The 12,899-nt window shown below is 55.3% G+C and carries 11 protein-coding genes; 9 read left to right on the forward strand and 2 right to left on the reverse strand.

The window, feature by feature from the left end:
• Positions 1–49 precede the first annotated feature (49 nt).
• The 9 genes from AC0WRY_RS07810 (at position 50) to AC0WRY_RS07850 (ending at position 11,080) form a co-directional block, all read left to right on the forward strand.
• Entirely contained in the window at positions 50–637 is a 588-nt protein-coding gene (locus AC0WRY_RS07810; RefSeq protein WP_491122887.1) for a hypothetical protein, read from the forward strand.
• A gap of 82 nt (positions 638–719) precedes the next feature.
• The gene (locus AC0WRY_RS07815; RefSeq protein ID WP_491122888.1) at positions 720–2,168 is read left to right on the forward strand and encodes an O-antigen ligase family protein; all 1,449 of its coding nucleotides are present in this window, start codon (positions 720–722) and stop codon (positions 2,166–2,168) included.
• Between the two features lie 140 nt (positions 2,169–2,308).
• On the forward strand, positions 2,309–2,926 hold the full coding sequence (locus tag AC0WRY_RS07820; protein ID WP_491122889.1) for a hypothetical protein: 618 nt from the start codon (positions 2,309–2,311) through the stop codon (positions 2,924–2,926).
• 268 nt (positions 2,927–3,194) lie between these two features.
• A complete protein-coding gene (locus tag AC0WRY_RS07825; protein ID WP_491122890.1) occupies positions 3,195–5,462 on the forward strand; it encodes a polysaccharide biosynthesis tyrosine autokinase in 2,268 nt (755 codons plus the stop codon).
• A gap of 6 nt (positions 5,463–5,468) precedes the next feature.
• Positions 5,469–6,212 (forward strand): hypothetical protein, encoded by a 744-nt coding sequence (locus AC0WRY_RS07830; protein ID WP_491122891.1) that lies wholly within the window; start codon positions 5,469–5,471, stop codon positions 6,210–6,212.
• 457 nt (positions 6,213–6,669) lie between these two features.
• Complete coding sequence (locus AC0WRY_RS07835) at positions 6,670–7,521, forward strand: hypothetical protein (RefSeq protein ID WP_491122892.1); 852 nt, start codon at positions 6,670–6,672, stop codon at positions 7,519–7,521.
• Complete coding sequence (locus AC0WRY_RS07840) at positions 7,518–8,729, forward strand: polysaccharide biosynthesis protein (RefSeq protein ID WP_491122893.1); 1,212 nt, start codon at positions 7,518–7,520, stop codon at positions 8,727–8,729. The genes AC0WRY_RS07835 and AC0WRY_RS07840 overlap by 4 nt, the downstream gene beginning before the upstream one ends.
• Complete coding sequence (locus tag AC0WRY_RS07845; protein WP_491122894.1) at positions 8,726–10,132, forward strand: hypothetical protein; 1,407 nt, start codon at positions 8,726–8,728, stop codon at positions 10,130–10,132. Before AC0WRY_RS07840 ends, AC0WRY_RS07845 begins: the two co-directional genes overlap by 4 nt.
• 261 nt (positions 10,133–10,393) lie before the next feature.
• Entirely contained in the window at positions 10,394–11,080 is a 687-nt protein-coding gene (locus AC0WRY_RS07850; RefSeq protein ID WP_491122895.1) for a TylF/MycF/NovP-related O-methyltransferase, read from the forward strand.
• 22 nt (positions 11,081–11,102) lie between these two features.
• Here AC0WRY_RS07850 and AC0WRY_RS07855 read toward each other — a convergent pair whose 3' ends face one another.
• The gene (locus AC0WRY_RS07855; RefSeq protein WP_491122896.1) at positions 11,103–12,140 is read right to left on the reverse strand and encodes a glycosyltransferase; all 1,038 of its coding nucleotides are present in this window, start codon (positions 12,138–12,140) and stop codon (positions 11,103–11,105) included.
• 14 nt (positions 12,141–12,154) lie between these two features.
• Positions 12,155–12,826, reverse strand: coding sequence for a hypothetical protein (locus AC0WRY_RS07860; protein ID WP_491122897.1), 672 nt, complete (start codon positions 12,824–12,826; stop codon positions 12,155–12,157).
• Positions 12,827–12,899: the final 73 nt, after the last annotated feature.

A 12,899-nucleotide genomic window follows, 5' to 3' on the forward strand; every position in this document is an offset into this window, starting at 1 on the left:
ACGTCGCGCCGGTCGCTCACCCCGCATTAATGCAAGAGGCTTTCGCTTCATGCGCGTTCGAACAGTCTGGCGCCTTCCGGCTCTCGTCTTGCTGTGCCTTTGGCTTGGACTTGCGCCGGCCGGGACGGCTCTCGGCGCCCCTGCGGAGCTCGGCGTCCGCCACCGCATCGATGTGACGGTCTCCGCCGAGCCCGATGCCCCGATCTTGTCGCGCCTCAGGGGAGCCAAAGGCGAGCTGTCGTTTACGGTCCGGCTGTCGGCGAACTCCAAGGAGAGCAAGTTCTTCGGCATGCTGCGTCCGTCCTTCCCGGATATCGTCGTGCCTGACGGCGCGGGCAAACCGCTGGTGCAGCAGACCAAGCTGTGGGAGGAGGAGGTCTGCCATCAGCGCCGCGGCCTGCCGAAGGTCACCGTGACCCAGCTCGGCGGGCATTTTGGCGAGGGGGAGGGGCGGATCGAGATTTCCGCCATCGTCAGACACATCGGCGTTCTGGTCCCGCCCGATGAATTAACCCCTGGAATAAAACTCGATCAGGGGAGTGATAGCTTTGGGCTATTCTACGCGTTCCGGGCGCAGACCCGGAACAGCCGCCTCAACGTGGACCTGAAGATCTATCCGATCGATTGCTTCCTCTAAGCCCAGAGCAAGGCTCGCAAGAACGACGATGCGCCTTTGGTCTCCCAACCTCAGCTGGTCCAGGATTCGTTGGTCATGGAGCTTGCCCGCGACCTTCATCCTATTCTCAGTGGTGGCCGGCGCGCCGTTCCCGTTCGGCTCGACCAATGATCTGTCGATCGCGTTCTGGTGCCTGTGTCTCGGGATCGCGGTGATCTTCGCGCCGACGCGCGATCTGCGGGCGCCGCATCTGTGGCTGCTCGCCGGCATCGGAATGATCGTTGCCGCTTACGCCTTCGTGCTGCATGAGCAGCTCTCCGACCATCCCTGGGTGGCGCCGTTCCAGCCGATCTGGAAGCAGGCCTCGGATCTCTTGGGCGTGCCGATCGCGCCGTCGGCGTCGATCGTGAAGAACGAGGCGTTCTTCGCGCTCGGCGCGCCGCTCGCCAATATCCTCGCCATCGTTCTCGGCATCACCGTCGGTGCGAACCGCGAGCGCGCGCGTCGCATGCTGTGGGTGATCGCAATTTCAGGCGCGGCTTACGCGCTCTACGGCGTGCTCTCGTTCCTGATCGAGCCGACCATGATCCTGTGGCGGGACAAGACCGCCTATCTCGGCAGCGTCACCGGCACCTTCATCAACCGCAACACGGCGGCGGCCTATTTCGGCTCCTGCGCGGTGATCTGGATGCTGCTGATTTTGGAAGACGTCCGCCGCCGTCTGCCGGAGCGGCACATCGAATGGCGACGCCTGTCGCTCGACCTGCGCACCATCCCGCCACGGGAAATCCTGCCGCAACTCGGCTGCCTCCTGATCTGCCTGATGGCGATGTTCATGACGACCTCGCGCGCCGGCGTCGGCCTGTCGCTGCTGGCGATGATCGTGTCGTTCACGCTGTTCCTGCGCAAGGACCTGCCGCCGCGCACCGGCATCTGGATCTCGCTGGGCTCGGGCGCCGCGGTCGCGCTCGGCCTGTTGCAGCTGCTCGGCGGCCGTGTCTCCAGCCGCTTCGACAGCCAGGGCCTGGTCGACGAGGGCCGTATCGAGGCCTGGAAGTCGACGCTTCGGATCATCGGCGACAATCCCTGGTTCGGCACCGGCATGGGCACCTTCCAATGGGCGTTCCCGCCGTATCGCAGCCCCAACATCTCGATTCGCGGCGTGTGGGACGCCGCGCATTCGACGCCGCTGGAGCTTGCCTCCGAGGTGGGCATCCCCATGGCGCTGCTGGTGGCGCTCGGCTGGGCTGTGATGCTACTGGTGCTGGCGAGGGGCGTGATCGGCCGCCGGCGCGACGTCATCATCCCGCTGGCGGCAGTGGCGACCGCGACGCTGTCGCTGCTGCATTCCTCCCTGGACTTCACGCTGCAGGTGCCCGGCTACAGCATTCCATTCTTTGCGCTTTTCGGCGCGGGCCTGGCGCAATCCTTCCGCACCAAGGAGGGGCGCCAGATGGCGGAGGCGGGTGCCACCAGCCGGCGAGGCGAGGGCCGTCGGACAACCGCTGAAGCTGCTGCGAGCCGGGTCCCCGAATTTCACAAAACTGTCTAGTTTTGAAGCAGTTGCGACGTTTACGAAGTCTTTAGAATAAGTGGACAGCCCTTTTCTCTTCCGCTAGGTTCCTGCACTGAACAGCCATTTGCCCGGGCCGAGGACGCACATTGGGGCAGCTGATTTTTGGAGGTTTGTTTATGAGCGTTATGAAGATTGCGCTTCGCATGGCTGCCGCTGCGGCCCTCGCCGCGACGATCACCACGGCCGCCAGCGCCGCCGTTTACCCGCCGCAGCGCCAGCTGCCGGCCACCGTCATTTCCGACTTCAAGGCGTCGCCGAACAGCCTGCTGCAGCAATATCCGACCGGCGGCCCGCAGCTGATCTCGCGCGTGCGCGACCTCGGCGCCTCCGATCCGACCACGCTTCCCGGCCTGATCGCGCTGTTGAAGGATCCCGCGACCACCAAGGACCAGATGCGCGGCATCGTCGCCGGCCTCGCCCAGGTCGCCCGCATGGCTGCGCAGACCGACCAGGCCTACGCCAATGAAATCCAGGCCGCGATCGCCAACACCGGCAACGCCGACGTGATCGCCGCCTACCAGGCCGCAACCGGCGACGTCGCGATCGCCGCGACCGGCGGCGGCGCGGGCGGCGGCGGCACCGGCGCGGGTGGTCCGACCGGCACCAGCGGCTTCGCCACCGGCGGCAATGGCGGCGGCGGCTTCACCTTCGGCAACAACACGACGGCCAACAACGCGCCGAACGGCGGCAGCGGCGGCGTCGGCGGCACCACCAACAGCGTCAGCCCCCGCTGACCGGAACCGGCCTTCGCGGCCGGCCCATGACACCTTACGGCAGCGGCGCCAGCGGGCGCCGCTTTGCTTTTGCGCCGTTAAGCTTCCTGCAAAAAGTCGCGTGAAGCGCGCATTGCACTGCATCGATCGCGTTCAATTGCAGGCTGGCTTGTGCTAGTGTGACGCGCAGCGCGGTACCTTGGCATCCGGTTTGCTCCGGATTGCCGTCAGGCCTTTGGCCAGCATTGATCCCAAGACGACAGATCGATCCATTTTCAGGAATTGCTAGATGTTGCAGGTGAACAAGCCGACCTCGGAGATCAACCGTGATTTCGCCGAGGCCGACGGCTCTCCGTCGCAGACGCTGACCTCCTATCTCGACATCGTCAGGCGCCAGTTCCCGACCATGGTCGCGATCGTCTCGGCCTGCGTGATCCTGGCGCTGCTCTACCTCTTCACCGCCGCTCCGCAATTCACCTCGACCGCCTCGATGGTGATCGACACGCGAAAGGTGCAGCTGTTCCAACAGCAGTCCGTGCTCGGGGATATCGCGGTGGATTCCGCGACGGTTGAGACCCAGGTCGAAATCCTGAAATCGGAAAACATCAGCCTTGCGGTAATCCGCGATCTTCATTTGATTGAGGATCCCGAATTTACAGGCAGCGGCGGCGGATTTCTTGGATCGGTGGTTGATTTCGTCGGCACGCTTTTTTCGGATGGGCATGCGCCGTCAGAATTTGAGCTCACCCGCAAGGCGCTGGAGCGCTTCGAGAAGAACCGCCTGATTAAGCGGCTCGGACTCACTTATGTTATGGAAATCGGCTTTACCTCGAAGGATCCAGCTAAGGCCTCGAAAATCGCCAATTCGATAGCCGATGCTTACATAGTTGACTCGCTTGAGGCCAAGTATCAAGCCACGCGCCGCGCCAGCGTGTGGTTGCAGGATCGTATTAAGGAGCTTCGTACCCAAGCCTCCGCGGCACAGAAGGCAGTGGTGGATTTCAAGACCGCCAACAACATCGTCGACACCGGTGGGCGACTGATGAACGAGCAGCAGCTCGCCGAGGTCAACAGCCAACTGGTGATGGCGCACGCCGCTACTGCCGAGGCCAAGGCGCGGATGGACCGCATCAACGATATCCTTAAGCAGGAAATTCCGGATGCCAGCGTCGCCGACGCGTTGAAGAACGACACCATCGTCAAGCTGCGCGGCCAATATGTCGACATGGCCTCGAAGGAATCGATCTGGTCGATGAAATATGGCTCGGATCACCTCGCCGCGGTGAACCTCCGCCGGCAGATGGCTGAGATCAAGAAGAACATCATCGACGAGCTGAAGCGGATCCAGGAGTCCTACAAGAGCGACTACGACATCGCGATGACACGCGAAGATGCGATTAAGTCCAGTCTCGCCAATGTCGTTTCGGAATCGCAACTCACAAACCAGGCGCAGGTGCAACTGCGTGAGCTAGAGAGCAACGCGCAATCTTATCAGGCAATGTATGACAACTTCCTGCAGCGCTATATGGAAAGCGTGCAGCAGCAATCCTTCCCGATCACAGAAGCGCGTGTAATCAGCGCGGCCACGACGCCTCTTAAGAAGAGCTATCCAAAAACCTTAATCATCCTAGCTGCCGCCCTTGGTGGAGGTTTGATTGTAAGTTTTGGGGCGGCAATGGCTCGGGAGCTTTCTGACAAAGTATTCCGCACTACGTCGCAAGTGGAAGAGATTCTGGGCGCAAACTGTATCTCGATCCTGCCAACGTTGAGCGCCACGACCTCTAAAGGAAAGGATTTCGCGAAGGGGCTAAGCAACAAGTTTTCAAAAAAGGCAAATCCGGAGCCGGATCTTCTTCGTTACGTGGTCGACAATCCGCTATCGCGCTTTTCGGAGGCCGTTCGTTCATTGAAGGTCGCGGTTGACCTCAATTCGATCGTTCGCGAAAATCGCGTCCTGGCGACGACCTCCACCCTACCTAACGAAGGTAAGAGCACTCTTTCAACTAACCTCGCGCAGCTTATGGCCCACGGAGGCGCTCGAGTCATCCTGGTGGACGCCGATCTGCGAAATCCATCTCTTTCTCGTGCTCTCGTCCCGGACGCGAAGCTCGGTCTCGTCGACGTGGTTGGCAAGAAAGCTCAGCTTGCTGACGCAGTGATCGTCGACGCTCAAACTAAATTGTCGATCCTCCCTGCCGGACTCACGTCCAAGCTGTTGCACACTAATGAGATACTCGCCTCTCAAGCGATGCACGCCTTGATCACTCAGCTGAGGTCACAATTTGACTACGTCGTGCTTGATATGCCCCCTATGGCCCCGGTCGTCGACGTGCGAGTTACCTCGTCGTATGTTGATTCGTATATCTTTGTCGTGGAGTGGGGCAAAACTAACATCGATGTCGTTAGGCACAACCTGCGTGGGTCACCAGAGATCCAAGACAGGCTGCTCGGTGTGGTTCTGAACAAGGCTGACACCAAGGCGCTCGCTCGGTATGAGGCGTATCACGGCCGATATTACTATCAGAAGTATTATGCCCGATATGGGTATGTGGAATAATGTTAGATGCGCGAGTTTCCGGTCAGATGTGGTCTTTTATTGGCTGGAGTAATCGCAGTTTTGTGGTTCGCCTTTACTCTACCATCATTCCAATCCGCGACCGCTGCAGCAAATGCGGCCTCTCAAATTCTGTCTGGCCAACGCTTTAGGCCTGTAACGCTCTCCGAGTTTTTGGAGCGGTTGGGCGCGTCGCCTGCGACGAGCATGCCTCCATCAACGATGATAAGAGCCGAAGCATTAATTAGAGTTAGCTTAGCGGAGAACGTAGACCGCCAACGAGGCACCGATGAGATTGATAAGCAAATCGATGTGGCAGCGGAGAAGATCAAGCTTTCTCTAGCTCTTAACCCGAGCGATTCATTCCTTTGGTTTTTGCGTTACTCACTCGAAACACGACGTCTCGGCTACGATTCCAGGAACCTAAGGTACCTCAATTATTCGTACGAACTCGGACCTTATGAGGGTTGGATATGCTTGCGGCGTCACCGGTTGGCGCTCACGATCTTTGATTTGCTCAGCGAAGCCGTTCAGGAGCGTATAGTCGCAGAGTTTGCGCAGATAACGGATGCTGATCTCATCGAGGATGCTGCGCAGGCTCTAATCAGCACCGGCTGGCCACACCGACAACGGCTACTTGCCGGACTACAGAAGGCTGATTTGCTCTCAAGAGAAGGTCTTAGTCGTCGGTTAGCGCGCGACGGCTTCAAGGTGGATATCCCGGGGGTTAAGAAGGACGACAGACCTTGGTAAATTCATCTCGTTTGTCCCGCAGAGCAATTTTTGGTCTCTTTTTAGTTTCCGCTTCAATTTGGGTTTCGGAAGCTCAAGGTCAGTCAAGCTCAACGATAACCTTGCAAGGACCCGCCGAAAGCTCAAACCAGCCTATAATGCGAGACGGGCTGGGTCGTCCTTGCCTGGACATCGAGGCCGCCGCTCGTAGCCATGCGGTTAATCCGAAGATATTCGATCATGTCGTGAGTATCAAGAATAACTGCCCTCGCAAAATAAACGTCAGAGTTTGCTACTATGGCTCTGAGAAATGTAATGCGATCGATCTCCTTGGCTACAAGAGAGTAGACACTATCCTGGGTACAATGACCGGCGTCAAAGTATTCAGATACGTCATATTTCAAAAGTAAACCTGAGGCGAAACTTGCTGCCTATATTCACATATGAAACGCGAAACGCAGGTCATGTTGATGCCTTCATGGAAAGCGGTAAACGTGCCTGCGCTCATGTCACTTTGCTCTCAACGCCGCCTGATAAGAGCAATAAGGGTTACTCAGTTTTCCTCCAGAACTATATTCACAAATCGCTGAATCCGCCGGCATTTGAGATCGCATGTTTTGCTCGATACTTCGCAATAGCCGACCACCTAAAGCGCTCTTCGGTGGATAAGTTTTTCTTGTCCGATACGGACATTTTAATCCAGTCGAAATTTCGTGAGATCGAAAGCTTTGTCGGTGATGTCGATGCTCTCCTAAGCGGAGCTACGACAGCGACACGAGCTCCTTCCACCTATCTAGAAATGTCACCGCATTTTTCGTTCTGGCGCAAAAACTCCCTTGCCTCGTTCTTGGACTACGTTCAGCAGATTTACGGCACTGCCACTGGAAAAGCGCTTCTGGAAGCGGTCTTCGAAGGAAATCGCCGGCTCGATCCGCGCTCTGGAATATCCGACATGACGCTGCTTGCGATGTGGCAAAAGGAGTGCGGTCTCAAAATTGAGAACGGAACGACTATACGAGACAGCAAGACCATCGATCACAACGTTGGGATGTCCTCTCACCAAAGCGCTAATCAATTCCAAATGCGTTGGGGCATCAAGCGACTTGTTCGGGACGGTGCAGATCTTTGGTTCCGGACTCACTCAGGGCAATTGGTCTATCCCTACGCCATTCATTTTCAGGGCAAGTATAAGATGATAATGGCGGACACGCTTGCAGGAAGGTCATTTCTTCCTGTTGTCACCGCTCAGCTGATCAGTGCATTGCGGAGAGGTAGGTCAAAGCTCGCCCGAAGGCGGCAGGTAGGAAACTCGTCATCGACGGGGCAATGAACAAAGTGCCCAGACTGCTGCAGTTTCCGCGGTGGCTTAGCAATCTCATGTTGCTGACCGGGCGGGCGTCGGTCTACGCATCAGGATTCCTGTACAATCTTGTATTCTCATCCATTCTTTCGCCGGCCCAATTTGGCGCATTTGCTACTTTGATGGCTATCGGGGAGTTGCTGCTGGTTCCTGTCACTTTGGGAAGTGGACTCTTGGTCTATCGTGAGGCGAGGCGTACAGGGGTCATGCCCGCCGCTCAGATTGCGACAAGTCTCGGGCTAGGCGCGGTACTTGCGCTACTATTACTCCTCGCTCTTTTGAGCGTTCCAAGATTTACAAGTGAGCAGCTGTTTTTCGCTTTGAGTATCGCGCTCCCGCTTGGTGCGACCCAGTTGGTGATAAATGCGTTTCGTGGCTTTGGATCGGTGACGCTATTTACTCTAGATCCGGTCATTCGATATTTCCTATACACAGCCTCAGCGAGCTTCCTCTGGCTCTGCTCTGTCCACAATCTTAGAGATTTCCTTTTTGCCATTGCGGCATCGAACTGTGTGATCTTAATTGTGTATTCTTGGGCGAGCCTCAGGGGGCGTGAGCTCTCATGGAGGATGGACGGAGTTGATCGTCGGGAGCAAAGCTGGCTGCTTTTCTCAGCGCTTCTCAGCTTTGCTGTTCGTAAGAGCGACATCTTGCTTCTATCTAGTAGTCTGGGGAATGCAGAACTAGGAAGTTTCAAAATAGCTCTGGTGCTTTCAGAAGCGCCTATGCAGTTTGTTCAAGCCATCATGTATAAGTACTCGGCGGCATTCGAGTTTGGATATATGGGGAGCCGCCGGAGACTCGCTTTAAGCCTCGGCGCCTTGGTATTGCTGCTTAGCTTTACCGCGCTATGCGGGGCCTTCGCATTTCAGCAATACTTTTCCGAGAAGTACGACTTCTTGTCTCAAATGCCTTATCTTCTATCCTATTACTTTTTTAGAGTGTTATGCCTGCCGCTGGACCAGGCATTAGTCATGGATGGTAGGACGAAACTTCTGACGGTAGTCTATGGGGCTTCGGCTATTCTCAAGATCAGCATACTATTGGCGAGCGCGCAGATGTTGGGTAGCGCCGTGCTAGTAGTCTATCCTCTTCTTGGCTTGATTGATGTTGCCATAGTTCAAACTGTGGTTCGGAAGCATGTTGGAATATCGTTCTTGAGATGGCTGCTGGGATGAATCGCCTCTCTTATAGCCGTTTAGCGCAGCGGTCTATGCCGAAGCGAACTCAGGGATTCGCGCCGTTTTCGCTTAGCGTGCTCGTTGTCAACTTAGGTACGATCCCACTCTTGCTAGCAGTGGGTGTCGGTCCGCTGACATATTACGCGCTTTTTGCAATGTACCTGCTGACCCTAGGCTTCTGGCTCGTTCAGGGCGACGTAACTGAGGACTTTCTGGCGCTCTCGGTGATGTTCGTTGCATTCTACGTTTTGCTTCCCGAGCCGATGTTGTCGGAAGCACAATACTATTTTTGGAACGCGCCGTCGGAATTCAACAATCCAAATGGTTCTGTATTGTTGATGTGCGGAGCGTTTTTGGCTACTGCGACGTTTCCAACGCTCTGGCGAACCCGTATGCCACGAGAGTTTGCAGCTCTTCCTGTGGTAAGATTGCGTCTTCCCGTTCTTGGGCTTGTCATGCTCAGTCTGATCGTCTTTGCTGCTTTGTTTCCCAGCATCTTGCTACAAACCCGGGCTGAGGTGCGGACTCAGGTGGGTCAAGAAGGGGGTGCTCTTCGCCAACTTTTGCTTGTCACCGCTCCGCGCGGATTAGCCGGCGGCTACTTGATCGCTCTTGCGATCTCTGCTTGTGGACGGATAGCTCGCCAAAGGGCTTTGCCGCTTGCGGAATTGATGCTTGCGTTGCCCGGTGTCGCGTTCTTCAATCCGGTTGCGATCTCGCGTCAATTGCTGTTGACAGGCTTTCTCGCGGTGATCTTTATATCGTCTCGCTTTCGCATCGTCGATCGCAAATGGATTTTGATTTGTCTGCCCCTTGTCTCCTTGGTTATAGCGCCGGCAATCTCTAACATTACGAGGTACGAGGCGCGTAATGACGTCTTTCCCTTCGCGCCCGATTTTGATGTTCATCAGAATATCGCCCTAGCGATGCAGTTGGTCGAACTCGAAGGTCATAGGTTTGGTCTTCATTTGCTTGCGTCACTTTCTACGGTGTTGCCATCGGACTTAAAGTTATTTCAGGCTGAGCATCTCCTCGCCTCGGGCCGACTCAAGGCCATATATAGTCAGACCAATATATCTCTTCCTATCTTTGTCGAATTCTTCGTGGACTTCGGGTGGATTGGTGTGGTCATCATGACGTACGCGCTATTCGCGGCGCTACGAAAACTTCAGGAAAGAGTTTACTATCAATCGCCGAGCCTCTGGCTATTGGGTGTTTCGGCAATCATTAGCGCAAATTGGCTTTCTCTTAACCGTGGTCCATTTCTAGGTAACAGTCCGGTCTTAATCTTCTTCATGCTTGGCTGGACTGTTTGTGTATTGGGCTTGAGATTGAAGGAGCCCATTTCGAACGCTGCAGAACGCTATTCTCGGCACCTGCTAGAGCGGAGAACAGGATGATGCGTGGAATGAGGATATCTGCAATATTGTCTCCGGCGGATGATCGCAAACTGGATCCGAAGGTTCAGCGGCTTGTCAGCAAGCGAGTTGGCTTGACGTGGGCTGGACCAAGCGTGTGGCGTCTCGAAAATGGCGGCGAGGCCGATGTCTTCCAGGAGCGAGATCTGGCATCCGTGATTACGCTTCGTGGCGGCGACCAAGATTAGCTTCGATGCGGTCTGGCGGGTGACCGCCAAATTCCTTTAACATTTGGGGGATGCTATGGGTCTGCAAAGCTCTTTAGTTGAGATGGTTCGTCGAGAGCTTAATAGAAGAAACCGCACTATCATTGCAACGATGCCCAATCTCGGGCGACCGCGGCGGATTGACGTATTTGAGAATCTCTATACGAATGAATATGTTCGCCTCTCGACGCTTGATTTGATAGCCGACGAAATCGCTCGAAAGCAGGTAGGAGGGGCGGTCGCGGAGCTAGGAGTATACAAGGGATATTTTGCGCGACGAATCAATGAAGCGTTTCCCGAGCGTACACTCTACCTTTTCGACACGTTCGAAGGATTTGATGCGGCCGAAGAGCAGGCTGATCGTGATAGGGGATTAGTTCACAAGCGCGACTTTTCGGATACGAACGAGCGAGACGTCTTGCTTAGGATGCCTTCACCAAGTCACTGCGTGGTTCGGAAAGGCTTGTTTCCTTCGACAGCTGTGGGTTTGGAAAGTGAGGCGTTCTGTTTTGTTTCTATCGATACCGACTTGCATGATCCGATTCTGGCCGGCCTAAACTTTTTCTATGACCGGCTGAGTCCAGGCGGATACATCTTCGTACATGACTACAATAATTCGCAATTTCCGGGTGCGAAGGCCGCAGTTCAGACGTTTGCTGAAGCGCGAAAGATATCGTTCGTTCCGCTTCCGGACGTCTACGGAACGGCCATTCTTACGCGTTGAAACCTAAACAGGTGGCTCTGAACTAGGTTGGCGCACCAAGCACATCTTCAAAGAACTGAATGTAGCGTTCGGCTGCGAATCTGGGCTCTGTCTTCTCTGCTAGCCCCCAAGGACCGCGAGACGGAAAGTTGGAGAGATAGAACTGAAATTGTTCAACGTCGAAACTTTTTGCCGCTGGATCAGCGAGAAAGGCGTATCCGCTGAATAGCTCCCGATGCACCGGTATATCTGAGAGTAAGAGAGGCCGACCGAGCTTTGCTGCCTCAGCGGCAGACATATTGAAGCCTTCAAAGAGCGACATTGAGATAAAGAACTCTGCGCCGGCAATCAAATTAAGTACTTCTTGCTTGTCAATGAAACCGGTGAAGACTACTGAATCCTGATCCAGGCCAACCTTAGAGATCAGGTCACTGCGCTTCGGTTGCCGTCCCGTGACAATTAGCTTGAGCTCCGGCGTAACCGAGCGCATTTGACGAAAAAGGTCGAAGACCTTTTCCAGATTTTTGTGCGGATAAGAGTGGAAGTTGGCGATTGCGTATGGAACGCGGGCGTATTTGCTGGCGCTGTGACTTGAGTGACTGGTGCCGGCAACCTCGATCGGTGTGAGGATCACTGCTGATCGACTGGGATGACCGTAGAATTTAACAAAATCGCTCCGCGTTGCTTCGCTGATAAAAACAACGCCCGCAGCTCTGCGTTGAGCCAACCGGTACGAAAACTCCAAGATGAGGCGCTTCCATATCGATTGGAAGCCTGGATAATACTTAAACTGGAGATCGTGCACTACCACGATCGACTTGGCCTTGGACCAAGGCAAAGGCAAAGCAAAATAGTTTGGAAACAAAAGTACAACATGATCGGAGAAATGGCGAAGGCTCAGCTCTATCTCAGCAAGGAAGCGCCAGAGTGTTCTTCCCTTTGTTCGGTCAGCTGGGAACACCTCAATAACATCGCTTGTTGCTTGATGAAGTGCTGATGCCAGGTTATTCGCCATGTCAGCTACGCCGCCCGGATTCTGGATATAGGCGTAATTGTGAGACATGATGTATTTCGTGGACATATTAAGTTTCTCGATCAGCGCAGCTGGCTTAGCAACCTGAGGGTGTCGTCTCCGATAGCTCCTTCTTGGTAGATGCCGACGTTCATCGTCAATCCTATGCCCAGTCGGGAATAGCTGCTTATTGTCGATTCCATTTGCTCGCGCGAATATAGGGCGGGACCAATTTCTCCTGGACCCCGATGCCCCCAACGTCCGTTGTCGTCAATTGGAGCAAGTACGTGGCCGACGCACGGAAGATGGTCCAAAAATTCGGCAGTCAGATGAATAGGCTCTAGTCGGCCTTTGTCCTTCGCCAATGGTCCAGTTGGATCCAAGCCATCAGCTTCGCCCGACAGAAAATCTTGATCGGAGGTCAACGGATAAGGATGTTTAACCAAAAAGCAGCCGTCGTTGAACGCAAGTGCAGCTTGGGGGTTGCCGGCTCGCAGTGCCGAACTCCACAAGGGCCAATCACGAGCCGAGTTCGGAAAAGCGCGCCAGTTGTAACAGCCGTCTATCCACCAGCCGCTGCATAAAGATTTATATCGTTCAGAGTACTCTCGTATAAAGGCGGTATATCTTCGTTGAAATTCGCGCTGATCGTCCGGGTTCCAGCTAAATACTTGATGAAGACTCGTTACTGCTTTGATTTCCCCTGGGAGATAGGCGATGAATCGCACTCCTATCTTAGCCAATGCCTTGGCCAATTCCAGAATTAGGTCTCGCTCGGACGTATGGCCCGGACCCGCTAGAGAGTCTAAATACTGATTCGGACTAGCG

It is taken from the genome of Bradyrhizobium sp. T-12 (genome assembly GCF_058314695.1).